28 protein-coding genes are annotated in these 24,283 nt (G+C 35.2%); all 28 read right to left on the bottom strand.

Annotation, left to right across the window (positions count from 1 at the left end; all coding sequences use genetic code 11):
- Positions 1–12 precede the first annotated feature (12 nt).
- A complete protein-coding gene (locus tag DQN38_RS07415; protein ID WP_002850519.1) occupies positions 13–765 on the bottom strand; it encodes a tRNA lysidine(34) synthetase in 753 nt (250 codons plus the stop codon).
- Positions 762–1,448 carry a 5'-methylthioadenosine/adenosylhomocysteine nucleosidase gene (locus DQN38_RS07420; RefSeq protein WP_065843787.1) on the bottom strand — a complete coding sequence of 229 codons (687 nt, stop codon included), beginning with the start codon at positions 1,446–1,448 and terminating at the stop codon, positions 762–764. The genes DQN38_RS07415 and DQN38_RS07420 overlap by 4 nt, the downstream gene beginning before the upstream one ends.
- A complete protein-coding gene (gene fabD, locus DQN38_RS07425) occupies positions 1,445–2,362 on the bottom strand; it encodes an ACP S-malonyltransferase (RefSeq protein ID WP_002850523.1) in 918 nt (305 codons plus the stop codon). Before fabD ends, DQN38_RS07420 begins: the two co-directional genes overlap by 4 nt.
- Before the next feature lie 8 nt (positions 2,363–2,370).
- Entirely contained in the window at positions 2,371–2,943 is a 573-nt protein-coding gene (locus DQN38_RS07430; RefSeq protein WP_011732234.1) for an FKBP-type peptidyl-prolyl cis-trans isomerase, read from the bottom strand.
- A 20-nt stretch (positions 2,944–2,963) separates the two neighbouring features.
- Positions 2,964–3,845 carry a tetratricopeptide repeat protein gene (locus DQN38_RS07435; protein WP_002850527.1) on the bottom strand — a complete coding sequence of 294 codons (882 nt, stop codon included), beginning with the start codon at positions 3,843–3,845 and terminating at the stop codon, positions 2,964–2,966.
- Positions 3,846–3,848: 3 nt separating this feature from the next.
- On the bottom strand, positions 3,849–4,370 hold the full coding sequence (locus DQN38_RS07440) for an OmpA family protein (RefSeq protein ID WP_002850529.1): 522 nt from the start codon (positions 4,368–4,370) through the stop codon (positions 3,849–3,851).
- Positions 4,371–4,456: 86 nt separating this feature from the next.
- Entirely contained in the window at positions 4,457–5,722 is a 1,266-nt protein-coding gene (tolB, locus tag DQN38_RS07445) for a Tol-Pal system protein TolB (protein ID WP_002850531.1), read from the bottom strand.
- On the bottom strand, positions 5,719–6,531 hold the full coding sequence (locus DQN38_RS07450) for a TonB C-terminal domain-containing protein (RefSeq protein WP_002850534.1): 813 nt from the start codon (positions 6,529–6,531) through the stop codon (positions 5,719–5,721). Before DQN38_RS07450 ends, tolB begins: the two co-directional genes overlap by 4 nt.
- Before the next feature lies 1 nt (position 6,532).
- The gene (locus DQN38_RS07455) at positions 6,533–6,925 is read right to left on the bottom strand and encodes a biopolymer transporter ExbD (RefSeq protein WP_002850537.1); all 393 of its coding nucleotides are present in this window, start codon (positions 6,923–6,925) and stop codon (positions 6,533–6,535) included.
- On the bottom strand, positions 6,912–7,511 hold the full coding sequence (locus DQN38_RS07460) for a MotA/TolQ/ExbB proton channel family protein (RefSeq protein ID WP_011732235.1): 600 nt from the start codon (positions 7,509–7,511) through the stop codon (positions 6,912–6,914). The genes DQN38_RS07455 and DQN38_RS07460 overlap by 14 nt, the downstream gene beginning before the upstream one ends.
- Positions 7,512–7,901 carry an ATP synthase F1 subunit epsilon gene (atpC, locus tag DQN38_RS07465; RefSeq protein WP_002850539.1) on the bottom strand — a complete coding sequence of 130 codons (390 nt, stop codon included), beginning with the start codon at positions 7,899–7,901 and terminating at the stop codon, positions 7,512–7,514.
- Between the two features lie 17 nt (positions 7,902–7,918).
- Positions 7,919–9,316, bottom strand: coding sequence for a F0F1 ATP synthase subunit beta (gene atpD / locus DQN38_RS07470; protein ID WP_002850540.1), 1,398 nt, complete (start codon positions 9,314–9,316; stop codon positions 7,919–7,921).
- Between the two features lie 17 nt (positions 9,317–9,333).
- Positions 9,334–10,221 carry an ATP synthase F1 subunit gamma gene (atpG, locus tag DQN38_RS07475; protein WP_002850541.1) on the bottom strand — a complete coding sequence of 296 codons (888 nt, stop codon included), beginning with the start codon at positions 10,219–10,221 and terminating at the stop codon, positions 9,334–9,336.
- Positions 10,222–10,230: 9 nt separating this feature from the next.
- Positions 10,231–11,748 carry a F0F1 ATP synthase subunit alpha gene (gene atpA, locus DQN38_RS07480; RefSeq protein WP_002850542.1) on the bottom strand — a complete coding sequence of 506 codons (1,518 nt, stop codon included), beginning with the start codon at positions 11,746–11,748 and terminating at the stop codon, positions 10,231–10,233.
- Between the two features lie 14 nt (positions 11,749–11,762).
- Positions 11,763–12,293, bottom strand: coding sequence for a F0F1 ATP synthase subunit delta (locus tag DQN38_RS07485; protein ID WP_065844052.1), 531 nt, complete (start codon positions 12,291–12,293; stop codon positions 11,763–11,765).
- On the bottom strand, positions 12,293–12,811 hold the full coding sequence (locus DQN38_RS07490; RefSeq protein WP_002850544.1) for a F0F1 ATP synthase subunit B: 519 nt from the start codon (positions 12,809–12,811) through the stop codon (positions 12,293–12,295). The genes DQN38_RS07485 and DQN38_RS07490 overlap by 1 nt, the downstream gene beginning before the upstream one ends.
- A 9-nt stretch (positions 12,812–12,820) precedes the next feature.
- Positions 12,821–13,243, bottom strand: a complete 423-nt coding sequence (locus tag DQN38_RS07495) for a FoF1 ATP synthase subunit B' (protein WP_002850545.1) — start codon at positions 13,241–13,243, stop codon at positions 12,821–12,823.
- Positions 13,244–13,316: 73 nt separating this feature from the next.
- The gene (locus tag DQN38_RS07500; protein WP_065844051.1) at positions 13,317–14,162 is read right to left on the bottom strand and encodes a ParB/RepB/Spo0J family partition protein; all 846 of its coding nucleotides are present in this window, start codon (positions 14,160–14,162) and stop codon (positions 13,317–13,319) included.
- 2 nt (positions 14,163–14,164) lie between these two features.
- Positions 14,165–14,947, bottom strand: coding sequence for a ParA family protein (locus tag DQN38_RS07505; protein ID WP_002850548.1), 783 nt, complete (start codon positions 14,945–14,947; stop codon positions 14,165–14,167).
- The gene (locus DQN38_RS07510; protein WP_002850550.1) at positions 14,944–15,579 is read right to left on the bottom strand and encodes a biotin--[acetyl-CoA-carboxylase] ligase; all 636 of its coding nucleotides are present in this window, start codon (positions 15,577–15,579) and stop codon (positions 14,944–14,946) included. Before DQN38_RS07510 ends, DQN38_RS07505 begins: the two co-directional genes overlap by 4 nt.
- Positions 15,560–16,474, bottom strand: a complete 915-nt coding sequence (fmt, locus tag DQN38_RS07515) for a methionyl-tRNA formyltransferase (protein ID WP_002850551.1) — start codon at positions 16,472–16,474, stop codon at positions 15,560–15,562. The genes DQN38_RS07510 and fmt overlap by 20 nt, the downstream gene beginning before the upstream one ends.
- Positions 16,471–17,235, bottom strand: a complete 765-nt coding sequence (gene proB / locus DQN38_RS07520) for a glutamate 5-kinase (RefSeq protein ID WP_065844172.1) — start codon at positions 17,233–17,235, stop codon at positions 16,471–16,473. The genes fmt and proB overlap by 4 nt, the downstream gene beginning before the upstream one ends.
- 166 nt (positions 17,236–17,401) lie before the next feature.
- Entirely contained in the window at positions 17,402–18,436 is a 1,035-nt protein-coding gene (gene obgE, locus DQN38_RS07525; RefSeq protein ID WP_002850553.1) for a GTPase ObgE, read from the bottom strand.
- A gap of 85 nt (positions 18,437–18,521) precedes the next feature.
- Positions 18,522–18,779 (bottom strand): 50S ribosomal protein L27, encoded by a 258-nt coding sequence (gene rpmA, locus DQN38_RS07530; RefSeq protein WP_002850554.1) that lies wholly within the window; start codon positions 18,777–18,779, stop codon positions 18,522–18,524.
- A 10-nt stretch (positions 18,780–18,789) separates the two neighbouring features.
- Complete coding sequence (gene rplU / locus DQN38_RS07535) at positions 18,790–19,098, bottom strand: 50S ribosomal protein L21 (RefSeq protein WP_010402549.1); 309 nt, start codon at positions 19,096–19,098, stop codon at positions 18,790–18,792.
- A 208-nt stretch (positions 19,099–19,306) separates the two neighbouring features.
- Positions 19,307–20,341 carry a cytochrome-c peroxidase gene (locus DQN38_RS07540; RefSeq protein WP_038454119.1) on the bottom strand — a complete coding sequence of 345 codons (1,035 nt, stop codon included), beginning with the start codon at positions 20,339–20,341 and terminating at the stop codon, positions 19,307–19,309.
- Positions 20,342–20,749: 408 nt separating this feature from the next.
- On the bottom strand, positions 20,750–21,304 hold the full coding sequence (gene fdh3B, locus DQN38_RS07545; RefSeq protein WP_002850557.1) for a formate dehydrogenase FDH3 subunit beta: 555 nt from the start codon (positions 21,302–21,304) through the stop codon (positions 20,750–20,752).
- A 14-nt stretch (positions 21,305–21,318) separates the two neighbouring features.
- Positions 21,319–24,276, bottom strand: coding sequence for a formate dehydrogenase subunit alpha (locus DQN38_RS07550; protein ID WP_080512724.1), 2,958 nt, complete (start codon positions 24,274–24,276; stop codon positions 21,319–21,321).
- Positions 24,277–24,283: the final 7 nt, after the last annotated feature.

A 24,283-nucleotide genomic window follows, 5' to 3' on the forward strand; every position in this document is an offset into this window, starting at 1 on the left:
ATTTAAAGACTATTACAGCTGCTCGTTCAAATCAAAAAACGTATCTCTATGTATATTTTCAAACGCAGCTTGTAAGCTGGTAAATAGTTTTGGATTTTCTTTTTCAAGCCCTGCTAAAAGCTGTTTTGTTTCATGCCTTGCGTGAGGCATTTTCACGTCAAATCTCATTGCGGGACACGCTTCATCGCCTATCACAAAAAGATTGTTTTTAGTAGCATTATCTCTAAGCTGACGCTCTCTAACATTTATGAGAGGTCGTATCAGCACTAGTCCGTTTTTTGCTCTGTATTTTGGGGCAAGCGTTCTTAAAGCGCCGTTATAAGTAAAATTCATAAAAAAACTCTCTGCCGCATCATCAAGATGATGAGCGATCGCTAGTTTATTAAAACCGTGTTCAAGCGCATAAGTATAAAGATATCCGCGTCTCATACGACTAAAAAAGCTACAGAAACTCGAATTTTTCCTGATTTTATCTTTGCTTATTTCAAATATAGAGCTATCGATAACGCTATGTTTTATGCCATGTTTCTCGCAATGAGCAGTTAAATATGCATAGTCCTCACCCATACCATAACTAAGCGTTACGGCTTCAAACTCAAATTTATCGGGAGTAACGTTTTGAAAATGCTTTAGTATATGAGCTAAAGCCAAGCTATCTTTACCGCCGCTTAGCCCAAGAAGTATTTTATCGTTTTTCTCAAACATCTTATATTTGGCGTTTGTTTGACCTACTTGACGAATGAGTTTTTTACTCAGATCTATCATAAATACTCAACCATATCAAGTACGAATTTAGCAGACGTATTTGCAACTTCTACTACAAACTTATCAAAGTCGATCTCAGCACCGCCGCCTGCTTCATCGCTTATGGCTCTCATCAAAAAATATGGGATATCAAGAGTAGCGCATACTTGACCCACGCTAGCACCTTCCATCTCCACGGCATCAGCATCAAAAGTAGATTTGATCCACTCTTTTTTTATAGGATCACATATAAATTGGTCTCCGCTAGCTATAACTCCACTAACAAGATTTACGCCGTTGTTAGCAGCAACTTTTTTTGCTATATTATTTAGTTTTTCATCTGTTTTTTCATACACGTTTATACCAGGAACATAACCGTAAGGATGACCAAACGCGCTTATATCGAGATCATGCTGAACAGTACTTGTAGCATAAAGGATATCGCCTATCTTTAATTTTTCATTTAATGCTCCGGCAACTCCTGTAAATAACAGTATTTCACAACCGAATTTTTCAATCATCAAAGTAGCAGTCAAGGTAGAGTTTACCTTACCTATCTTTGAATAAGCAATAACAAGCTCGTGATTTTTATATTTAGCTAGATAAAACTCGTTTTTGCCATATTTTAGTGTTTTGTAATTTTGCAGCTTATTTAAAAGCGGAGCGATCTCTTCAGGCATAGCGCCAAGAATTGCTATTTTCATGCCAACTCCTTCAAACTCTCTTCTAAAGAGCTTAAATTTGAAATGCTATAAGTAGGTTTTGATGTTATTTTTTTGTTTAGTCCTTTTAGTACGCTAGAACCAAACTCTATAAAACAATCAACATCGTTTTCATAGTTTTTAATACTTTGTTTATACAAAACAGGTTTTACTAGCTGAAGTTTTAGGAGCTCCAAAGCTTCAGTTTTACTAGTATAAACTTTAGCTGTAACATTTGATATAACAGGAGAAAACTCATCTTTTATAATAGATTTAAGCTCATCATAAAGTTTAATACTAGCACTATCAAGAAGCGGACAGTGACTAGCTACGCTCATATCTAAAAGCATAGCTCTTTTAGCACCGGCTTCTTTAAATACTGGCTCAAGCTCTATAAGATCGCTTTTTACTCCGGCTACGACTATTTGTCCATCGCAGTTATAATTTGCAGCCCAAACGCTTTTTGATGATTTTTCGCAAATACCTTTTACGATATCATCATTTAAACCGAGGATAACCATCATTCCGGCATTTTTACCTTGACAAGCTTCGCTCATAAATTTACCTCTTAGATGAACAAGGTTTATAGCATTTAGCATATCAAAACCGCCGCTAACGCTAATAGCAGAAAACTCGCCCAGCGAGTGACCGAATGTAAATTTAGCATTGATATCGATATTTTCTTTGAAAGCAAGAAAACACATAAAAGAATTTAAAACAATAGCAGGCTGAGTAAATTCAGATATACTTAAGCGATCATTTTCTTTAAACATAAGTTCTTTGAAATCAATCTTACAAAAATCACTAGCGCTATCTAAAAGATCTTTTGCGGCTTTGAAATTTTCATAAATTTCAGCCCCCATACCAAAATTTTGAGAGCCTTGACCGGGAAATAAAAAGGCAACATCGCTCATCATATATACTCTTAATGATGATGTTTTCCGCAGCATCCGCCGCCATGCTCATCATGATGACCTCCACCACAACATCCTTCGCCATCGTGATCATGATGATGACTTCCTCCGCCACAACCGCAAACGTGAGGCATAACAACTACGCCAGTTAGCTCTTCATCTGCATCAGCGTCTCTATTTTCAGTAATTTTTACATTAAACTCAAGGTCTTTACCGGCATATGGATGATTAAAATCCACAGTAACATCATTATCGCTGATTGATTTTACAGTAACTCTAACAGTGCTTCCGTCTTCGCCCTCGCCAAAGAGCTCCATACCTTCATTTAACTCTATTCCTGCAAATTGTTCTTTTGGAAGTACTTGAAGAGCGCTATCATCATATTCACCTAAACCTTCGCTAGCAGGTATGCGTACGGTAGCATTTTCGCCTACTTTAAGATTTATAACTCCGTTTTCCAAAGCTTCTAAAACTTGATTTTTCCCTGTAACAAATGCGATTTCTTGTGCATCTATATTTGACTCCAAAAGCTCACCTGTTTTTGCATCTTTAAGCTCATAAAACATTTTTATTACTTTTGACATTATTTTCTCCTAAGGTTGAATTATTTACGTACCGGTGAAGCTTTTGCTTCTTTACTATCTGGATATGCTTGTCTCAATGCATTATAAAATTTATTAGCATTTTTTGTATCGCCTATTTTATCAAAACTAATTGCGGTATGATACAAAAGTTTTGGCATATAAGTGCCTTTCTGACTCAGTTCAACACTTTTTTGGTAGTACGGTATAGCATCTTTATAGTTTTTATTTGTGTATTCTATCTCGCCAAGCATAAAATTTGAATAAGCAGGTTTATGCTTTTTCTTTACTAAAAAAGCATATGCTTCACTAGCTTTTAAATACTCTTTATTATTATAAGAAGTATCGGCGTCTTTTAAGACATCTGCGAGATTCATATCATCAAATTTAGTTACCGATTTCGTATCTTCGATCTTGTTATCTTTTATAGTGGAACTACTATTTTTTTCCGCTGCTTGATTTGCAACTACCGAATCTATCAATGCGCTTAGCTCAGATATGGCTTTAGTTATTTTTTTATAATTTTCATCTTGTATAGTTTTATTTTGTTTTACTATACTTTTTAACTCTGTAATCTCTTTTGTAAGATTTAGATCTATAGAATTTACTCTGTTTTCTAGATCGGTGGCTCTGTTTTCTAGTTTTAAATTTGTCTGATTTAAGCCATCTAAGATACTTCTTAAGCCTTCGATATTCTCTTGTGCTACATTTATATCAGACTGAACTGAGCCGATATTTTGGTTTAATTTTTCAACTTTTTCTTTGTTTTTTAGTAGAATCTTTTCATTATCTGTAAGTCCATACGGATTATCTTGATTTAAATTACCTGCATCAAATACTGAAATTTCAGCGAATAAAGAAGATGCAGCCCATAAAAAGGCTGCTATAAAAAGATCTCTTCTCATAAATTATGGAAGAATTTTGAACTCATCACGACGATTTTGAGCGTCGCAAGCTTTTGTTCTTTCAGTACATACAGGTTTGCTCTCGCCATTGCTTGTAATCTCGATTCTATCTGCACTTACGCCTTGAGCTACTAAAGCATCTTTAGCAGTTTTAGCTCTTTTTACGCCTAGAGCGTAGTTATACTCATCACTACCCCACTCGTCACAGTTTCCTTCAACCATAATTCTTAGGCTATCTGCACCATTTTGGTTAAATAATGAAGCATTTGTACCAACAACACCTTGCATATCAGGGCGTATATTAAATTTATCAAAATCAAAATAAACATTTTTAACTTGGCTTTGAATTTGATTCATTAGAGCATTTAATCTCTCTGCATCGCTCATTGTGTCAGTATTTGACATACCATTATTGTTTGACATTTTGTTTGCATCTGCATTCATATCTACTTCTGGTGATTTTGAACTACAACCAGCTATGAATAAAGCAGCAGCAACAGCTGAAACTAAAACTAAATTTTTCATTTCCTACCTTTGAATAAAAATTTTGTCGCAATTATATCATATTTTACAATTTTTGCGTCATTTAAATTTAAAAAATTCCAAAAAAATTACCAATCTATTGATTGCAATTTACCTATTCTTAATGGAAATTGGAAGCTCTTATTTTCATTAACACGGATTATGCCTACGGCACTCTCGTTGCCAGCATTTTTAATAAATACAATGCTTCCTCCATCACTTGAAAACCTAGGATAAGTATTTACTCCTCCTGATGTAAGCTGTCTTATATAGTCACTTTTTGTAGAGATTAGATATAGATTAAATGTTTTAGCAGAGTAATCGCCAACGCTCTCTCTACTTGAATAAACAACGTAATTTTGATATGTACTTACGGAGTTATTATTTTTACCGTGAAATACCATTTGTTCTACTGCACCACCATTGATACTAGTTGCAAATATATTTGGATAACCTAATCTATCGCTTACAAATACAACTCTTGTATCATTATCTACAAAATTTCCATTAACATCAATACCTTTAAAATCAGTTATTCTACTCTTTTTTTTAGTTGTAGTATCATAAATATAGATATCGCTTTGATCGTCTGGCGCCATAGTTAGTAAAACTTTAGTTCCATCGCTGCTAACATCAGATGCGACTAACATACCTCCGCTTTGCGTAATTTTAGTTTTTTTACCAGTAGCTAAATCATATTTATACAAAGTAGGAACTAAATTTATATACGTTGTATAGTAAAATGCACTTTGATCTTTGTTTGCCCATTTAGGAAATATATTTAACCCGCCGCTAAGAATTACTTTTTGATATGTTAAAGTATAATCGGCAACTATAATATTACTTTTGCCAGGAGATGTGTATTGTGAAATTATAATAGATTTATCCATCCAATCAATAGGAGATAAATTTAAATTTCTAGCTATCGTAGCAATGCTTTTATGTGCTAAAAACGGGAATTTGGCAAGTTCTGCTTGACTAAAAGTACCTTCAAATCTCACACTGCCGTTTTTCGCATTTAACAACTTAACTTTTAGAGTTAATCCATTTCCCTCTACCCCAAGAGCGTATCTTAGTATAAGTTCTGGATTTTTGTCATTAGCTAAATTTGTTCTGAAATCTCCATCATAACTACTAGTATAATAATCTTCAATTACTTCAAAAGATGAACCTACTTTTAAATCTCCTATCATTAGCTTAAAAAATCTATTTTTAAGTGTGTTATTAGCAAAGTTCGTAGTCGCATCTTGAACTACTATTCTAGGTAAAACTAATCCTTTGTTAACGACCTCTATAGTCGCATCCGCCGCACTAAGCCCTATACAAAAGGCAATTAGCAAAAACAATTTTCTCATTGTATCTCCGTATCAATTTGATCTCTTAATGTTAAAGCAACAGAAGTTGTAGTATTTGTAGGAGGCGTAGGAAACTGAGTCTCTTTAAGTCTCTCTAAAAATTCTTTTACCTTGCTGTTAAATTCCTTGTTGTACGACAAGGAGATGATATTGTAACTAAACTTTCCAAATTTATCTATGAAAATTTGAACCTTAGCATCGTTATTTGTATCAGCTTTGTATGATACCCATTTTCTTTGAATAATTTCTGTAATATCACCCATAAATTTATTATATTCTCCGGTCATACCGGCTGGAGGTGCTTTTGCAGTGATATCTTTTTGTAAAGCATTTAATATATCAGTAGCACTTTTTGATGATGAACTTGTTTTTTTATCGCTCTTTTTATTGCTTTGAACAGCTTGTTCTTTTGGTTTTGGGGTTGGTTGTTCTACTTTTACATCGCTAAAAAGCTCATTTAAATTTACGCTAGGAGCGGGTTTTGGATCTAATACAGGAGTTAGTTTTGGCTCCTCTACTGGTTTTGGATTCTGCTTATTTGTAGTTTTTGTTACTTCTTCTTGCTCTTTTTCTTCTGTTAACTTAGCTTCTATTTTTTCTTCTGCTTTTTTTGGAGCGGTTATAGTATCTGCAACCTCGGTTTGCACTACAAATACATCCATAAAAGCATCTTGCTGATTTGTATATTTTTTTGGGTCTTCTGCTGTATAAATTTTATAAAATAAAGATATAATTATACAAACATAGATAAAAATCGCTACTACAAAAGAGTTTAAAGTAGGATATTTTGCACCGATTTTTCTTGACATTTTATCCGTTGGTTTCAAGTGCGACTTTAGTAAATCCGGCATTTTTCATAGTTTTTAAGACATACATTACATCATCATAAATTAGTCTTTTATCGGCTTTTATGTATACCGGGGAATTTTTATCGTACTTTTGAGAGATAAGAATTAAATTATCGCCTAATTCTGGTAAGCTCATTACGCTTTGATTTATATAGACTTTTCTTTGAGCGTCTATTCTTACAGTAAGAGTTTTTAAATTTTGGGATACTGCTTTGCTTTTTGAACCATCAGGAAGTGTTATTTGCTCTTCATAGACGATAGCCGGAGTTGTAACCATAAGTATAGCTAATAAAACTAGCATAATATCAACCAGAGGAGTAATATTTAACTCTGGATTTTCATCAAAATTTATCATTTTGGCTATAATCTTCTTTTATACTAACTAAAATATTTGCTTCTCTTCTTATGATGCTGATAATTTCATATGCTTTTCTCTTTATAAGAAGATTAAAACTATAAGCCGGGATGGCCACAAATATGCCACATCCAGTAGCAACCAAAGCTTCTGAGATAGCTGGCGCAATCACACTAAGCGAGCTACTTCCACCACCTTGACCAAGTCCTGCAAAAGTTTCAAGTATACTTATAACCGTTCCAAACAGACCTATGAACGGCGATGTAGAAGCTATAATTGATAACATAGTAAGACCACTTGTAGCGTTTGCTTCAGCCAAACTAATGCAAACGTCTAATTTTTCTTTTGTAATTCTGCCAGACGCACACTTTTTAAGTGATGAATCAACAAGATCGGATTTTGTTCCCATTAAAATAGACTCAAGAGCAACTTGTTCTTTTTTTATCCAGTTGTTAAGTCCGATATATCTTGAAAAAAGTATTGTAAAACTAATAACAAAGTATAGCGACAACCAGCTTAAAACGATGATTGTCACTAAACTGCTTTTTGATAAATAGTTTAGAAGAAGATCTAAAAAACCAAGCACTTATCTTGCCCTCGCAGCATTTTCGATTCTTGCTAAAGCTGTGGCTAATATACCATTACCATCGCTCATACGTTTAACAAGAGTTTTTGCATTTTCAATAGACTGAGCAATCTCACTTTCGCTATTTCCAGCTACATACACGGCACCATCGACTAAAACGATTACTTTATTTTCATCTATTTTAACATAACCCCAGTCTATGGCAACAGCGTCGTGAGTCCCATCAACATTTTCTATATCTACAACACCGATTTTTAAAAGCGAAACAAGTGAGGCATGCCCAGGAAGCACACCGAACTCGCCTTCACTACCAGGAAGTACTACCATTTTAGCATCATTTGAAAATATAAGCCCCTCAGGAGTTACTATTTCTAAATGTATTGTATTCATATCGCTTCCTTTTTAGCTTATGCTCTCATTTTTTCAGCTTTTGCGATCGCCTCATCAATATTTCCTACCATATAGAACGCATTTTCTGGTAATTGATCGTATTTGCCTTCTAAGATACCTTTAAAGCCGGCAATTGTCTCTTCAAGGCTTACATACTTACCAGGACTACCTGTAAAAACCTCTGCAACAAAGAACGGTTGAGATAGGTATTTTTCTATCTTTCTAGCTCTATCAACTGTAAGTTTATCTTCTTCGCTAAGCTCATCCATACCAAGAATTGCGATAATATCTTGCAAATCTTTGTATTTTTGAAGCACGGCTTGAACGCCACGAGCAATCTTGTAATGCTCTTCACCTAAAATTTGAGGATCTAGCATTCTTGAAGTTGAATCAAGCGGATCGACCGCCGGGTAGATACCTTTTTCGGCAATGGCGCGGTTAAGAACCGTTGTTGCATCAAGGTGTGCAAAAACTGTCGCAGGTGCCGGGTCTGTAAGGTCATCAGCCGGTACATATACGGCTTGAACAGATGTAATCGAACCTTTTTTAGTTGATGTGATTCTTTCTTGAAGTCTTCCCATTTCGCTAGCTAACGTTGGTTGATAACCAACCGCACTTGGGATACGTCCAAGAAGAGCCGACATCTCTGAGCCTGATTGTGAGAAACGGAAGATGTTATCGATAAACATAAGAACATCTAGTCCCATCTCGTCACGAAAATACTCAGCCATTGTAAGACCAGTAAGCGCTATACGGTTTCTTGCACCCGGCGGTTCATTCATTTGTCCATAACATAAGGCAACTTTATCCAAAACGCCGGATTCTTTCATTTCATTATAAAGATCGTTACCCTCTCTTGTTCTTTCACCGACACCGGCAAATACCGAATAGCCGCTGTGTTTGAATGCAACGTTGTGGATAAGTTCCATAATGATAACTGTTTTACCAACGCCGGCACCGCCAAATAGTCCAACTTTACCGCCTTTTGCATAAGGAGCCAAAAGATCTACGACTTTTATACCTGTTTCAAAAATTTCACTTTTTGTGCTTTGATCTTCAAATGCCGGCGGATCTCTATGAATCGACCATTTTTTATCAAATTTTTCTTCTTCGCCTTCGTCTATAAGATCACCAATTACGTTGAATATTCTTCCTAAAACTTTTTCTCCAACAGGAACACTGATAGGCGACCCAAGCGCTATAGCATCTAACCCTCTTGTAAGTCCTTCGCTCATATCCATAGCGATAGTTCTTACACGATTATCTCCAAGGTGTGCAGCAGTCTCTAAAATAAGTTTATGCGTGTTGCCTTCTACTGTAAAATTTACTTCAATAGCTTCGTTAATCTTAGGCAAGTAGTCTTTGAAATCAACATCAACTACAGGACCCATAACTTGGCTAATAATACCTTTCATTATCTCTCCTTCTAAATTTACTTCATGCTCTCGACACCGCTTATAATCTCTATAAGCTCTGTCGTAATGCTCTCTTGTCTTGCCTTATTATAAGCAAGCTGAAGCTCTTTAACTCTTGCTTTTGCGTTGTTTGTAGCATTATCCATAGCCTGCATTCTAGCGCTATGTTCAGCTGCTAAAGAGTCTATTAGAGCATAATACATACTATACTCAAAATATTTTTTCATCAACTCTTCTAATATCTTCTCATCATTTTCTGGTTCAATCTCCATAAGGGAACTAGAGTGCTCAACATTTTCTATCGACGGGGTTTCTACAGGAACTATAGTGTTTATTCTTATCTCTTGAGAGATCATATTTTTATAACCATTATGAACCAAAATAACCTTATCGGTAGCTCCTGCTACAAAATCACTGATCGCTGAAGCTATAACGCCTTTTGCTTTATCATAAGTAGGTGCAGAGCTGATTCCTTTATAACTTTCTAGAATTTCTACACCTTGAAAATTAAAGAATTCTATACCTTTTTTACCAACTGCTCTTAGTCTGACTTTGATTTTTTTTGATTTATACTCTTCTATCATATTTCTTATAGTTTTTATAGTAGAAATATTAAATCCTCCACAAAGTCCTTTATCTGCAGTAACAAAAATAATATCAACTTTGTTTATAGAGGCTTTTAAGTCAAAAAACTTATCGTCTTTGCCTACGATCTTAAATTGATTTATTTTATAAGCTATCTCGCTCAAAACTTCATTAATTTTAAGAGCATAAACACGAGAATGACGAGCAGCTTCTTCTGCTTTTTTAAGCTTTGCAGTAGAAACTAGTTTCATTGCTTTTGTAGTTTTTTGCGTGTTTTGAACACTCTTAATTTTTCTTTTTATATCTTTTAAATTTGACATATCTTAGCCTTATTCAGCGCTAAACGTTGCTTTAAATTCATTCAATGCTTTGCTTAGTGCTTCTTCGATATCTTTATCAAGAGCTTTTTTATTTCTAATTTGCTCAAAAATTTCAGGATACTTAGCCTCTATATACGGATATAATTCAGCTTCGAATTTAGTAACTGCAGATACTGGAATATCATCAAGATATCCTTGACTACCTGCGTAGATTATGATAACTTGATTTTCTACAGGGAGCGGGCTATAAGGAGGTTGCTTTAACACTTCGACCATTCTTTGTCCGCGCTCAAGTTGTTTTCTACTACTCTCATCAAGATCGCTTGCGAACTGAGCAAAAGCTTGAAGTTCGCGATACTGAGCAAGATCAAGCCTTAGTGTTCCAGAAACTTTTTTAATAGCTTTTATCTGGGCTGATCCGCCGACACGACTAACAGACAAACCAACGTTAATAGCAGGACGAATACCTGAGTTAAACAAGTCGCTTTCCAAGAAAATTTGACCATCAGTTATAGAAATAACATTTGTAGGAATATACGCTGAAACGTCACCTGCTTGAGTCTCGATAATAGGTAGAGCCGTAAGACTTCCCGCTCCTAGTTTATCACTTAGCTTACTAGCTCTCTCAAGCAGTCTTGAGTGCAGATAGAAAACATCTCCTGGATATGCTTCACGACCCGGCGGTCTTCTTAAAATCAATGACATTTCACGGTAAGCTACAGCGTGCTTGCTTAGATCATCATAAATAATAAGAGCATGGCGTGAGTTATCACGGAAATATTCACCCATTGTTACACCTGCATATGGAGCAAGATATTGTAACGCCGGAGCATCGCTTGCACTTGCATTAACTACTATAGTATAGTCCATAGCACCGTACTCTTCAAGTTTTTTAACAACTTGAGCTACTGTTGATTGCTTTTGACCTATAGCCACATAAATACAGATTACGTCTTGACCTTTTTGGTTGATAATAGTATCTATAGCAACTGTTGTCTTACCTGTTTGACGATCACCGATAATAAGCTCTCTTTGACCACGGCCGATCGGAACCAAACCGTCTATAGCTTTAATACCTGTTTGAAGCGGCTCATGAACAGATTTTCTAGCCATAATACCTTTTGCTTTTTCTTCAATAAATCTTGTCTCTGTAGCTTCTATAGCTCCTTTTGCATCTATAGGCTCGCCTAGAGCATTTACGACGCGTCCTATTAAAGCGTCGCCCACTGGAACGCGAAGAAGCTTTCCAAGTCTTTTTACGCTACTGCCTTCTTTTATGGAGCTTGATTTACCAAGAACGACTATACCGACACTACTCTCTTCAAGATTTAACGCCATACCTTTTTCACCGGTCTCAAACTCAACCATCTCACCGGCCATAACATTTTTTAGTCCATAAACGTTTGCAACACCATCAGCGACTGATATTACTTTACCAGTTTCTTCAATATCAACGCTTAAGTTGTAATTTTCGATGCGCTCTTTGATGATACTGCTAATCTCATCAGCTTTTAATTTTACACTCACGCTTTTACTCCTTATTAAATTGCTTTTAAAATATATTCGCTCATTTGAGCCTTTAATCTATCAATAGAAAAACTAACTTCCACACCAAGGTCATCTAGCTCTATTTTGATACCGTTATAGTTATTTTTTATGTTTTCAAATTCTATTTTTGCACCAAATTTCTTAGAAAATCTCTCTTCAAGCTCAGTTTTTTGAGCAGCGCTTAGCTCAAAATTACCAGAGATTAGACCGCTAAATTTAGCGTCTCTTACAGCTTGTTGATACTCAAATTCTTTTGAAATCTCCGGGATCAAACCGAGTCTTTTTCTCTCTGCTAAAAGTAATAAAAAATTATGAATTTTATTAGAAGCATTATCTAATAAAGAAAATAAAAAATCAGCTTTTTGTTTAGAACTGATATCTGGAGAATCAATTATTACTTTAAGTTTAGGGAGTAAAAAAGCATTTGATATATCTTTAAGTTCATTGCCCAATTTATCAAATTCATCTGAGCTTAAACTTAAAATAAGCGCTTTTACATACTTTTTAGCCACTACTTCTTTCATCAGCTTACCTTTTTAAGTACTAAATTTACAAATTCGCTTTGATCGATTTTTAGGGTATCTTCGGCAAAAACTTCATCTAGAATTTCACCGACTACAGATCTAACAATCTTTCTTTCTTCAAAATCTTTTTGTTCTTCATAGCTTTTTTGAAGTAACAAAAGTTCATTTTGAGTATCTTTTTCTATTTTTGATATTAGAATTTCTATCTCTTTGTCCGTAGACTCTAATAGACCGCTCGCACTGTTTTTTGCATCTTCAACTTTTTTTAAAACTTCATCTTTTTGCGCTTTTGAAGCTCTTAGTTTATCTTGTATAGCATCAAGTCTAGCAGCTATCGAATTTATTCTACCTTTATAAGCTTTTTTAACCGGCTCGGCTATCAAATAGTATAAAATACCGGCAAATATAACAAAGTTTATAGTTCTAGCAACTATATCATAGTCACGCTCTGCACCACTAGCAGTCGCACCAAAAACAAAGATCGGAGCTAATAACAGCAATAAAATTTTAATATTCATAACAATCTCCTATATCTTTGACAATGAGCCGGCCAGGCTATTTTTAAATTCAGGGAGTTTTTCTAAAAGCATATTTCTTAGTTCGCTTTTTTTAGCAGCCAATCCAGCTGCAAAAATCTCATATTCAGACTCTATAGTCGCTTTTTTAGCTTCTATTTTTTTTGCGGCTTCCTCTTTTGCTCTAGCTAAAGCAGCTTGTTTTTTTGCATTTGCTTCAGCTCTAGCATCAAGAATGATTCTCTCAATCTCGGCTTTATACGCGCTAGCATCATTTGCATTTTTGCTAACACTATCTTCATCTTGTTTTATTGATCTATTTCTATCATCAATAAATTTAAGAAGAGGTTTATATAATATAGAGTTTAAAACAAAAATCAGCCCTAGAAAGATCACAACCGTAATAAGCAAAAGCGGCAGGTCAATTTGTAGCATTAATTCTCCTTAGTAAATTTCATTCACAGACATAAATAATAGTTGAATATTTTACAACAATAAAGGCTAAATTTTACTGAATTTTTTGAATTACTTGAATTAAATTTTGAATTTTTTCCACGTCAGCGAAATTTAATATCATTTTTTTGCCATTAATTTTACATTCATATCCCAAATTTAAAAACGTATCCTTTAAAATATTTAAATTCTCATTATAATTTTGTTGCATAGATACTAAATTTGAGGATTTGTCTGCTTTGTTTTTTATTCTTTTTATCAAATTTTCAGTATCTCTTACATTTAATCTTTGACCGACTATAGTATCAACAACCATTTTTTCATCATCTTTATCAAGTCCTACTATAACTTTCGCATGGCCCTGAGTCAATTTACCGTCTTCTATAAGACATTTTGTGGATTCATCTAAGCTAAGCAAACGAAGAGTATTTGTGATAACTGTACGACTTTTTTTTATAATATTAGATAGTGCTTCTTGAGTAATTTTATACTCTTCTATAAGCTCTTTATATGAATTTGCCAACTCAATAGGACTTAAATTTTCTCTTTGAATATTTTCTATTAAAGCTAACTCTCTTAGATTTTGATCTTCTAAATTTGCTACTATAGCTTTTATACTATCTTTGCCTAAAAGTTTTGTAGCTCTAAGCCTTCTCTCGCCGGCTATAAGAGTATATCCGTTTCCTTTTTTTATAACTATAATAGGCTGGATTAAGCCATGTTTTTCTATGCTTGCACTAAGTTCGCTAAGAGATTCTTGATCGAAATGCTTTCTTGGCTGGAATGGATTTGGAATTATTTTATCTATATCAATATCTGATATAAGATCCCTATTTAACTCTTTGTCATACGCATTTTCTACATCTTCAAGTATCGCACTAAGTCCTCTTCCTAAAGCCATTTTTACCCCATTATCGAATAAGCTAAATTCTGATAAGCTATACTTCCGCTTGATTTGATATCATAAAGAATTACTGGTTTGCCGAAACTAGGACTTTCGGCAAGCTTTACATTTCTTGGGATGATAACAAATCCCTCTTCGGAGTCTGCAACTTTAAATAATTTATTTTCAAAATGCTTCTTTAAATCAGCAACTGTCTCTTTAGATAGATTATTTTGTGCACTATACATAGTAGGCAAAAAACCTTTTATAGTTAATTTAGGATTTATAGACTTTTTAATAACTTTTACCGTATTTAATATCTGAGCTAACCCTTCCATAGCATAAAACTCGCACTGTATAGGTATTATAACGCTATCACTCGCGCTAAGAGCATTTATTGTAAGACTTCCGAGAGCTGGCGGGCTATCTATGATTAAAAAATCGTAGTCGTCTCTAAGTTCGGAAATTTTATTTCTTAAAATAGCTTTGTAGTCTCTGTTTTGCTCATTGAATTCTTGTTCGATACCTACTAATCCTATATTTGATGGCGCAAGATGCAAGGTGTTAATCTCTGTTTTAAGAATAATTTCGCTTAATTTTTTTCTACCTGTTAATACATGATATATATTAAACTCATAATCGCTTCTGCTAAAACCAAGACCGGTTGTAGCATTAGCCTGAGGGTCGATATCTACAAGAAGTACCTTTTTCTCAGCTACAGCCAAAGATGCAGCCAAATTTACAGCAGTTGTCGTCTTTCCTACGCCACCTTTTTGGTTGGCAATGGTTATAACTTCACTCATCTTAAAGAATATACCTTTTTGTTATTTATTATTATCGAGCCATCGTCCAACAAAACAGAATTCTCAAGGCTCATAAGCTCACCGTCGACGTGAGCACTAAATATTTTTGATTTTTCGAATTCTAACAAATATTTGCTAAAAATTTGCTTCCATGAAGGATTAAGTTCTAAAGATTTTAAAAATCCATCTACTATCTGAGTAGCTCCATGGTCTATATCAAGTACGTTTGAATACCGTGGAGATGTTTTTAAATTTATACCCATTCCGCATATATAAACGCTTTTTATCTTAGTTGTTATAACTCCTCCTATCTTTTTATCATCGAGATAAAAATCGTTTGGCCATTTAAGCCATATTTTTGATCCACAACTCTTTAAATACTCATTCATTAAAAAAGCAAAATATATACTAGCAGAGCTTGAAGGCAGATCAGAAGTCAAACTAGAACTATCTATACAGAAACTAAAATATAAATTTCCGTCCATACTTTCCCATCTATTTCCCCTACTTCCAACTCCTTTAGTCTGCCTAGAAGCGACTAAAGTATAAGGAGGAGTTATAACACCGAGTCTTAATGACGCTATAAGATCTTCTTGAGTAGAACTACACTCATCAACAAAACTTACTACCAACACCTAACCTTTTACCATTTATATAGTCTTTTGCATTTACCATTTTTTTTCCGGATTCTTGAAGGGATTTTATCTTTATACTACCGCCATTTACTCCGATCGTAAAACCGTCGTAATCTATACTTAACACATATCCATTTTCGCCTTTTAAATTTGAAATCTCCATATCCCAAATTTTAACTCCGTTTTCAAGATATAATCCCGGCCATGGATAGTATGCTCTAAATTTAGATTCTATGATTTTTGGAGTTTGAAGCTTAATATCTATTAGACCATCTTCTTTATGGACTTTGCCGCACTTAGAACTTAAAGCATGAAATTGAGCTATAGGAGATATACTTTCAAATTCATTTAAAATTTTTATAGTAAGTTTTGCAGCCATTTTTGCTAACTCACAAAAAAGTTGGCTTGATTTTAAATTGGGTATTTCGATCACGCTAAAGCCGAGTATATCTCCATCATCAAGCCCCACTCCCATTCTCATAGCAGTTACACCGCTAAGCAATTCACCACGTAAAATCGCTTCTTGGATAGGACTTGCACCTCTAAATTTGGGGAGTAATGAAGCGTGCAAGTTTATACAAGGCGCAATATCTAAAATATCTTTTGGTAAAATTTGCCCGTAAGCCGCAACTACGATAAAATTAGGTTTTAAAGCCTTAATATCATTTACCGTGCTACTATCTTTTAAATTTAAAGGTTGAAAAATAGGGATATCAAGCCCACTTTGCAAAACTGTTTTTTTTACCTCTGGAGGAGTTAAGATTGCCTTTCTTCCTACTGGGCGATCGGGCTGCGTAAATACTGCAACTACGTTATAACCGCCATTTTTTAAGATAGCTTCTAAAATGACGCTAGCATAATCAGGAGTCCCCATAAAAACTATATTTTTCATTGTTCGCCTTTGAATATCGTACCGCCTATTTGATTATTGTCTAGTAAAAATGCTCTTGCATCACTAAGATCAAATCCGCTAGCTAAAAACATATCTTTTTTATTGTCCATCAAAAACTTAGCGGCCAAAAGCTTTGTTGTAATGCCGCCTGTACCATGCTTGCTTCCAGTATCGCTAGTTTTATTTAGCTCTTCATCGCTTAAATTAGTGACTAGATGACGGATTTTTGCGTTTTTATTTTCTCTTGGATCTCTATCGTAATAACCATCGATATCGCTTAATATAACTAGCAAATCGGCGTTAAAATAAAACGAAACGGCACTTGAAAGTCTATCGTTATCACCATAAACTATCTCGCTGATAGCGATAGCATCATTTTCATTTACGATAGGTATGATACCGTTTTTCAAAAGACCATTTATAACATTTAGTGCGTGATTTGTCTTTTTTCTCGAGTCAAAGTCGCCAGCACTAAGTAAAAGCTGAGCAGCTTGTTTACCAAATTTAGCCAAAGCCCTACTATAAATTTCCATTAAATACGGTTGTCCTATAGCAGAGAGAATTTGCTTATTAACAACAGTAGTTCTTGGGATATCAAGCTTTGTTTGACCCGTACTTATAGCACCAGAACTTACCAAAATCACTTCATATTTTAAGCTTAAATCATATAAAAATTCGCATAAACTAGCTACTCTTTTTTCGCTTATACTATGCTCGTCGCTGATCACGTGAGAGCCTACTTTTATAACCACTCTTTTCATAAAGAAATCGCCTTTAAATTTAAAAATAAATTTGATGATTATACTATTTTGCTACTTAAACTCAGATATTAACGTAGATAGATAAGATTAAGGTATTTGAAGAAGTGTCTTTGTCGCACTTTTGAAAAGACACTTTAATGATTTTTGAGATATCTAACGACTGAAATTAATTTTCGCCTTTTAAAATTTCCAAAAGTCCGAATTTAAGCTCTTTTAAGCCATCTCCGGCGACGCTTGATATAGGAAGTACGAAAAACGGCTTTTGGCGGTCGTATTCATAAATATCTTGTTTTTTATCAAATTTAAATTCATTTAAAAACTCTTCTATCTTTTCATCAGCGTCTACTGCAGCATCAAGCCTTGTTAAAGCTATAGCAAAATCTCTTTTTGCCAAATTCGGCGAAAACTTCAAAACTTCACTTTTTAGGGTTTCAAACTGCTCTTTAAGCGAACGATAATTTGCCAAATCTATCATATAAAGCAAGACTTTTGTTCTTTCTATATGTTTTAAAAACTGTATTCCAAGTCCTTTTCCGTCGCTTGCGCCTTCTATGATGCCCGGAATATCTGCCATGATAAATCCGCTGAACTCATCAACTTCTACAAGTCCTAGTTTTGGCGTAAGAGTTGTAAATTCATAATTTGCGATCTGTGGTTTTGCGTTTGATATACTTGAGATGAGAGTTGATTTGCCAACATTTGGAAATCCTACAAGCCCTACGTCTGCTATGAGTTTTAGCTCTAAACGTATGTTTCTTGTCTCGCCTGGAAGTCCTGGTTGAGCTTTAGTCGGAGCTTGATTTACGCTTGTTTTAAAATGAACGTTTCCAAGCCCACCTTTTCCGCCGCTCAAAAATAACTCTTTTTGTCCTTCGCTAATCAAATCAAGCAAAAGCTCATTACTATCGGCGTCATAAACTGCAGTTCCTGGAGGAACTATAAGCTCGAGATTATCTCCTTTTTTTCCTGTCATATTTCTAGGAAGCCCGGGTACGCCGTTTGCAGCTTTCATAGCTCTTTTGCCTTTGTAGTTGGCTAGAGTGTGAGTATTGTTATCTACTATAAAATAAACATCTCCGCCGTTTCCGCCATCTCCGCCATCAGGTCCGCCTAGCGGAACATGTTTTTCACGGCGAAAACTAGCACATCCCGGACCGCCTTTACCGCTACTTACACTAAAACTTGCACTATCTACAAACATATGATTATCCTTATATTTAGGAGAAATTATAATAAAAAATTGCTGAAATTAAAATAGGAGAAATAGCCCAAAAAAGGGCTATGAATTAAGCTGCTGGATAGACAGAAACTTTTTTTCTATCTTTGTCTTTTCTTTCAAATTTAACAAAACCGTCAACAAGGGCAAATATAGTATGATCTCTTCCGATACCTACGTTATTTCCCGGATGAGTTGCAGTCCCTCTTTGACGAATAATAATATTTCCAGCTCTTACAAACTCGCCACCGAATTTTTTAACACCTAAGCGACGACCTATACTATCACGGTTATTTTGGGTTGAACCTTGACCTTTTTTATGTGCCATACTTTACTCCTTAGGCTTTTATACTTGTAACTTTAACGCGAGTATATTGTCTTCTAAAACCGCGTTTTAATTTTGAGTCTTTACGTCTGCGTTTTTTATAGATAACAACTTTTTTATCTTTGCCTTCGCCGACTACTTCTAAGACAACTTTTGCACCCTTTATAAACGGCGCACCTACCTTTAAACTACCGTCATTGACTGCTAAAACTTCGTCAATTTCGACATTTGACTTTGCTTCGGCTTCAAAATGATCTAAATTTAGGAAGTCGCCTTCGCTAACTTTATACTGTTTTCCGCCGTGTTTGATAATCGCGTACATCAAACTATCCTTTATAAATTTGGTAGACCAAAAAGCATTTCTAAGATTAAAAAAATATAGAAAATTTTGGGAGCTGATTTGGCTATGGAATGTGGATTATACTCAAATTTATATAAAATTTAGTTGAATTTATGCAAGATATGGATTGTAAATATAAAATATGTTGTGATAAAGTGTAAGAAGTCCCATTTAAAATGGGACTTAAAAATTATAGCTCAGGTTTTGGAGTTTTTTCTGTGCTTTTTGGGAACATTGGATAAACAACTTTTGGTTTGTCACCAGTTAAAGCGTTTAAGAATGTAACTATACTAGTTGCTTCTGCATCAGTTATCTCTATACCAAGTTGAACGCTACCCATAGTTTTAACAGCGTCCTCAAGTTTCCATATAGCACCATTGTGAAAATATGGAGCAGTTTCTGCTACATTTCTTAAAGTAGGAGTTTTAACCATACCGTTTGCATCACCTTTGAAGTCGCCTATATTTGCGAATTGATATTTTCCAGCTACTTCAAATGCTTGCATAGAACCACCAAGATTTACTCCTGTATGGCAAGCAGAACAGCCTTTATCTAAGAATAATTTAAGACCAGCTTTTTCAGCTTTTGTTAAAGCTTTTGTATCGCCTTTTATAAATTTGTCGAATCTTGATGGAGTAAGAAGAGTTCTTTCAAAACTAGCTATAGAATCAGCTATATTATCAAAAGTTACGCCGCTATCGCCATATATCTTTTTAAACTCAGCTACATACTCAGGTAAAGATGCAATTCTTTCAACTGCAAGTGCCGCTGGAGTAGCCATCTCTGGCTCAGCTTCGATTGGTCCTTTTGCTTGATCAACTAAAGTCATAGCACGACCATCCCAAAATTGAGTTGTGTTTAATACTGAGTTATAAACAGTTGGAGAGTTTAAATGATGTGGGTTTACAGTCCATTTATGACCAACCGCAGCAGCTATGCCATCAGTACCGCCAAGCCCTAGGTTATGGCATGTATTACAGCTAATGATACCGCTTTTTGACAAACGCGGCTCAAGATATAACTTTTTACCTAATTCTGCTTTAGCGTCTGTATATTTATTTGGTTCAACGCCTATCTCTTTAAGCATAGCATCAACTTGTTTTTGATCAGATGGCAAAGCTACCAATCCTGCATTTTTTGCTTCTTTTAATAAATCAGCATCACTAATAGCAAACATTGAGCTTGCAACCAATAAAGAACTTAAAACTAAAAATGAACCTTTCATATGTTCGTCTCCTTTAAGCGATAAAATATAACTCAAATGTTATAGTAACTAAAATTAAATTGAAATAAATTTTATTGAATTTAAAATATTATCAGCTAAGTATAACTAGCCGTTTTTTCTACTATTATAATTTTTACTTATGAATTTTAAGATATTTTTTATCTTTTACTAAACTATTATCGGCAATTTAATAGAAAGTAAATTTTATATAATTAAATTTTCTAATATTAACAGAAATTACAAAAAATACTAAATTTAAAATATTTTTACGATAAATTTATTAAATTTAGAAATCAATCTGATGGTAAATTTGAAATATTGTATTACATAGTAGTTTTAATATAAGAAAATATTAATAGAATTGCCAGTTATTAACAAAAGTTAATCTGGCAAATTCTATAAATTTAATCAAATATTTGCATTTTTTATAAGTACTCTTTTGCGATAAATATTTGAAACCTCAGTTGCATCGCCGACCAAAAGAGCGTTTGTAGAACAAACTGCGGCACACATAGGTACCTTGCCTTCGGCAATTCGGTTTTGACCGTAGAGATGACGCTCGGCTTCACTGTTTGTCTCCTCAGGACCTCCAGCACACATTGTGCATTTATCCATCTCACCTTTGATACCAAAAGCACCGTCGCGTGGAAATTGAGGAGCACCAAATGGACAAGCATATAAGCAGTATCCACAGCCTATACATTTATTCTTATCATGAAGAACTATTCCATCGGCTCTTATGTAAAAGCAGCTCACTGGACAAACTTGAGCACAAGGTGCATCAGTACAGTGCTGACAAGCAATCGTACTTGATACCTCTTTTCCTTCTATGCCGTCATTTACCGTGATAACTTTTCGGCGATTTATTCCGACTGGAACTTCATGAGCCGAACTACAAGCAACTTGACAAGCAAAACAGCTTATACACCTATTTTTATCTACATAAAATTTCATTCTTGCCATACTATCTCCTTAGCTCATTTTTCATCGAAAAACGCTGTTTTAAATGTGCTTTGATCACTTGCACGCTCTAATCTACAAAGTCCGGCATTAAACTCGGAAATTTGAGTAACGATGTCAAATCCATAATTAGTGATAGTATTTGAGCTCTCGCCTATAGTATATGGCTTAGTACCCTCCGGATATCTAGCACTTAGATCTACTCCTTGCATAACTCCAGCAAAGTTATACGGAAGACAAATTCTATCAGGTGTTACACTATGAGAATGGATGCATTTTACTTTTATCTTTGTACCCTGGGGGCTATGTATCCACATCATTTCTCCATCTTGTATGCCATATTTCAAAGCAAGTTCCGGATTTACGTGAGCAAACATTTCTGGCGTTATATGAGCTAAATATTTACTAGTTCTTTCTATCATACCGGCACCACTTAAATTTACTAAACGCATTGAGCTTATAATAGTTGGAAAATCTTTACTCCAATCTTGCGCTTTTTGCTCGCTTTCGAATTTAGTAGAAACTCTGAAATTTTTAGCTTGATCACCGAAAGTAGGATATTTTTCAACTAAATCTTTGCGCGGAGAGTGGATCGGCTCTCTATGCTTTGGATACTGATCTATAAATTCCCACACTATAGCTCTTGCTTTTGCATTTCCGCAAGGGCTTACGCCCGCTTCTTCGCATTTTTTAGCAATTATACCACTATAATCCATATTCCAACCGCTACCCATTTTAGCTTTTTCTTCTTCGCTCAAAGTAATACCCAAAACTTTTTCTATGTTATCTTTGGTAATTTGCGGATATCCGCCTTTTACTTTTGAGCCAGGAATAGTTATAGAATCATCTGCTAATTGACTTACGCCATTATGCTCAAGTCCAAAACGGTTTCTAAATCCCATACCGCCTTTCCATACAGGTTTTGTCACGTCATAAAGCACTGGACTTCCAGGATGATTTTTATTCCAACAAGGCCATGGAAGACCGTAATACTCACCTGCTACAGGACTGCCCGGTTTTCCCATAAGAGTGTCTGGATCAAAATTTATCCAGTTTTCTTGATGCTTTTTGAGGCGATCTGCAGTACGACCGTTGTTGCCGATACTTTGAGTAGTTCTTGCTATCTCGTTTGTAGCATCATCAGGCCATACGAAGCTATCTTTTACTTTTTTAAGCTCTCCGTCTACAACATCCATCATCATACCTTTTACGTACTCATCATAAAAACCGAATTTTTTAGCAAAAAGCATCATTACTTCTTGATCTTCTTTTGACTCGTAAATCGGAGGTATAACTTGACTTCTCCACTGAGCTGAACGATTTGTGGCACTAACATATCCGCTACTTTCAAACTGAGTTGCAGCAGGCAATATATATACTCCATCTTTTCTATCGCTCAAAATTGCGACTTCATTTACAAACGGTTCTACGACAACAAGCATATCAAGCTTATCTATAGCCTCTTTTATCTTAGTAAGGTGAGCCATAGAAGTGATACCAGTGCCTTGCACCCAAAGAACTCTTAAATTTCCGCTTGAAAATGTATTTTCTTCTTTTAAAACACCTTGCCACCATTTTGAAAGAGAGTAACCTTTTTCGTTTCTCCAGTTTCTATCTTCTGGGGTTTTTGGATCATGATAAAAATACTCTTTAAATTTAGTTCCCTCAACATCATCGCCTAACTTTTCTCTAGGTTCTTTTACGCTAGTTGCAAAACGTTTTATAAATTTATCATAATCTTGCCCCCAACCTTTACAGAAATGTTTCCATGCAGCATCGCCCAAGCCATAATACCCAGGAAGAGAATCCGCAAGGTTGTTCATATCGGTCGCACCTTGAACATTATCGTGACCACGGATAATATTGCATCCGCCACCGGCTTTGCCTACATTTCCTAATATCAGTTGCAAAAGTGCATAAATTCTAGTATTTGAACTTCCCACCGAGTGCTGAGTTACGCCTAAAGCCCATGCTAAAGTCGCGGGTTTTGTCGTAGCAAAAACTCTAGTTATCTCTATGAGCTGCTCTGCTGGAATTCCAGTAACATTCTCAGTCTCTTGCGGAGTCCAATGTTCGGCTTCTTTTCTTATCTCATCAACTGCGTAAGAGCGAGTTTTTATAAACTCCTTATCCTCCCAGCCGTTTTTAAATATTAAATGAAGCATTCCATAAGCAAATGCTATATCTGTTCCTGGTCTAAGTCTTACGAAATAATCAGCCTTTGCGGCAGATTTTGTATAAACAGGATCAACTACGATAAGTTTGCAGTTATTTCTATCTTTTGCTTGAAGCATATGCTTAAAGCCAATAGGATTTGCAACTGCCGAGTTTGCTCCGATCAAAAGTATTGCTTTTGAATTTGCTGTCACATCGCCAAAGTGATTCGTCATCGCGCCATAACCCCAAGTATTGGCCACACCGGCCACTGTTGCGCTATGTCAAATACGTGCTACGTGATCTATATTATTCGTTCCCCAAAAAGCTGCAAATTTTCTAAAGTAAAATGCTTGCTCATTGCTAAATTTAGCCGAACCCAAAAACTCAACACAGTCTGGTCCGTCTTCTTTTCTAATCTCAAGAAGCTTATCGCCGATCTCATTGATAGCAGTTTCCCAGCTGATTCTTTCCCATTTACCATTTACTTTTTTCATCGGGTACTTTACACGCTGTTTTGACTTCGTAAGATCTATTTGATCAATACCCTTACAGCAATGGCTACCTTGAGATATAGGATGATCTATCGCCATATCTTGTCTTATCCAAACGCCATCTTTTACCTCAGCTTCTATACCACAACCAGCTGAACATATAGTACAGATAGTGCGAACTTTTTTTGAGCCGGGAAATGGGTTTTTTATCTCTTCGTTTGTAGCGGTTCTTAATGTCTCATTCTCTTTACCAAACGCCATAGTGCTTCCAGCACCAAGAGCAGCAAGCTTTAAGAATGAGCGTCTACCTATGTGAGCTTCACTCATTTTAAGC

It is taken from the genome of Campylobacter fetus subsp. fetus (assembly GCF_900475935.1).
Lineage (GTDB): Bacteria > Campylobacterota > Campylobacteria > Campylobacterales > Campylobacteraceae > Campylobacter > Campylobacter fetus.

Bases quoted from the DNA above. Each gene is read 5' to 3' on its own strand.
- DQN38_RS07430 (WP_011732234.1), bottom strand. From the start codon at position 2,943: ATGTCAAAAGTAATAAAAATGTTTTATGAGCTTAAAGATGCAAAAACA.
- atpG (WP_002850541.1), bottom strand. From the start codon at position 10,221: ATGTCAAATTTAAAAGATATAAAAAGAAAAATTAAGAGTGTTCAAAAC.
- DQN38_RS07435 (WP_002850527.1), bottom strand. From the start codon at position 3,845: ATGAGAAGAGATCTTTTTATAGCAGCCTTTTTATGGGCTGCATCTTCT.
- DQN38_RS07500 (WP_065844051.1), bottom strand. From the start codon at position 14,162: ATGGCTTTAGGAAGAGGACTTAGTGCGATACTTGAAGATGTAGAAAAT.
- rplU (WP_010402549.1), bottom strand. From the start codon at position 19,098: ATGTACGCGATTATCAAACACGGCGGAAAACAGTATAAAGTTAGCGAA.
- DQN38_RS07450 (WP_002850534.1), bottom strand. From the start codon at position 6,531: ATGTCAAGAAAAATCGGTGCAAAATATCCTACTTTAAACTCTTTTGTA.
- obgE (WP_002850553.1), bottom strand. From the start codon at position 18,436: ATGTTTGTAGATAGTGCAAGTTTTAGTGTAAGTAGCGGTAAAGGCGGT.
- DQN38_RS07415 (WP_002850519.1), bottom strand. From the start codon at position 765: ATGATAGATCTGAGTAAAAAACTCATTCGTCAAGTAGGTCAAACAAAC.
- DQN38_RS07495 (WP_002850545.1), bottom strand. From the start codon at position 13,243: ATGCTACAAATTGACCTGCCGCTTTTGCTTATTACGGTTGTGATCTTT.
- fabD (WP_002850523.1), bottom strand. From the start codon at position 2,362: ATGATGAGCGATGTTGCCTTTTTATTTCCCGGTCAAGGCTCTCAAAAT.
- fmt (WP_002850551.1), bottom strand. From the start codon at position 16,474: ATGAAAAATATAGTTTTTATGGGGACTCCTGATTATGCTAGCGTCATT.
- DQN38_RS07440 (WP_002850529.1), bottom strand. From the start codon at position 4,370: ATGAAAAATTTAGTTTTAGTTTCAGCTGTTGCTGCTGCTTTATTCATA.
- atpC (WP_002850539.1), bottom strand. From the start codon at position 7,901: ATGAATACAATACATTTAGAAATAGTAACTCCTGAGGGGCTTATATTT.
- DQN38_RS07485 (WP_065844052.1), bottom strand. From the start codon at position 12,293: ATGAAAGAAGTAGTGGCTAAAAAGTATGTAAAAGCGCTTATTTTAAGT.
- rpmA (WP_002850554.1), bottom strand. From the start codon at position 18,779: ATGGCACATAAAAAAGGTCAAGGTTCAACCCAAAATAACCGTGATAGT.
- DQN38_RS07455 (WP_002850537.1), bottom strand. From the start codon at position 6,925: ATGATAAATTTTGATGAAAATCCAGAGTTAAATATTACTCCTCTGGTT.
- DQN38_RS07505 (WP_002850548.1), bottom strand. From the start codon at position 14,947: ATGAGTGAAGTTATAACCATTGCCAACCAAAAAGGTGGCGTAGGAAAG.
- tolB (WP_002850531.1), bottom strand. From the start codon at position 5,722: ATGAGAAAATTGTTTTTGCTAATTGCCTTTTGTATAGGGCTTAGTGCG.
- fdh3B (WP_002850557.1), bottom strand. From the start codon at position 21,304: ATGGCAAGAATGAAATTTTATGTAGATAAAAATAGGTGTATAAGCTGT.
- DQN38_RS07490 (WP_002850544.1), bottom strand. From the start codon at position 12,811: ATGAATATTAAAATTTTATTGCTGTTATTAGCTCCGATCTTTGTTTTT.
- DQN38_RS07540 (WP_038454119.1), bottom strand. From the start codon at position 20,341: ATGAAAGGTTCATTTTTAGTTTTAAGTTCTTTATTGGTTGCAAGCTCA.
- DQN38_RS07420 (WP_065843787.1), bottom strand. From the start codon at position 1,448: ATGAAAATAGCAATTCTTGGCGCTATGCCTGAAGAGATCGCTCCGCTT.
- proB (WP_065844172.1), bottom strand. From the start codon at position 17,235: ATGAAAAGAGTGGTTATAAAAGTAGGCTCTCACGTGATCAGCGACGAG.
- atpD (WP_002850540.1), bottom strand. From the start codon at position 9,316: ATGAAAGGTATTATTAGCCAAGTTATGGGTCCTGTAGTTGATGTTGAT.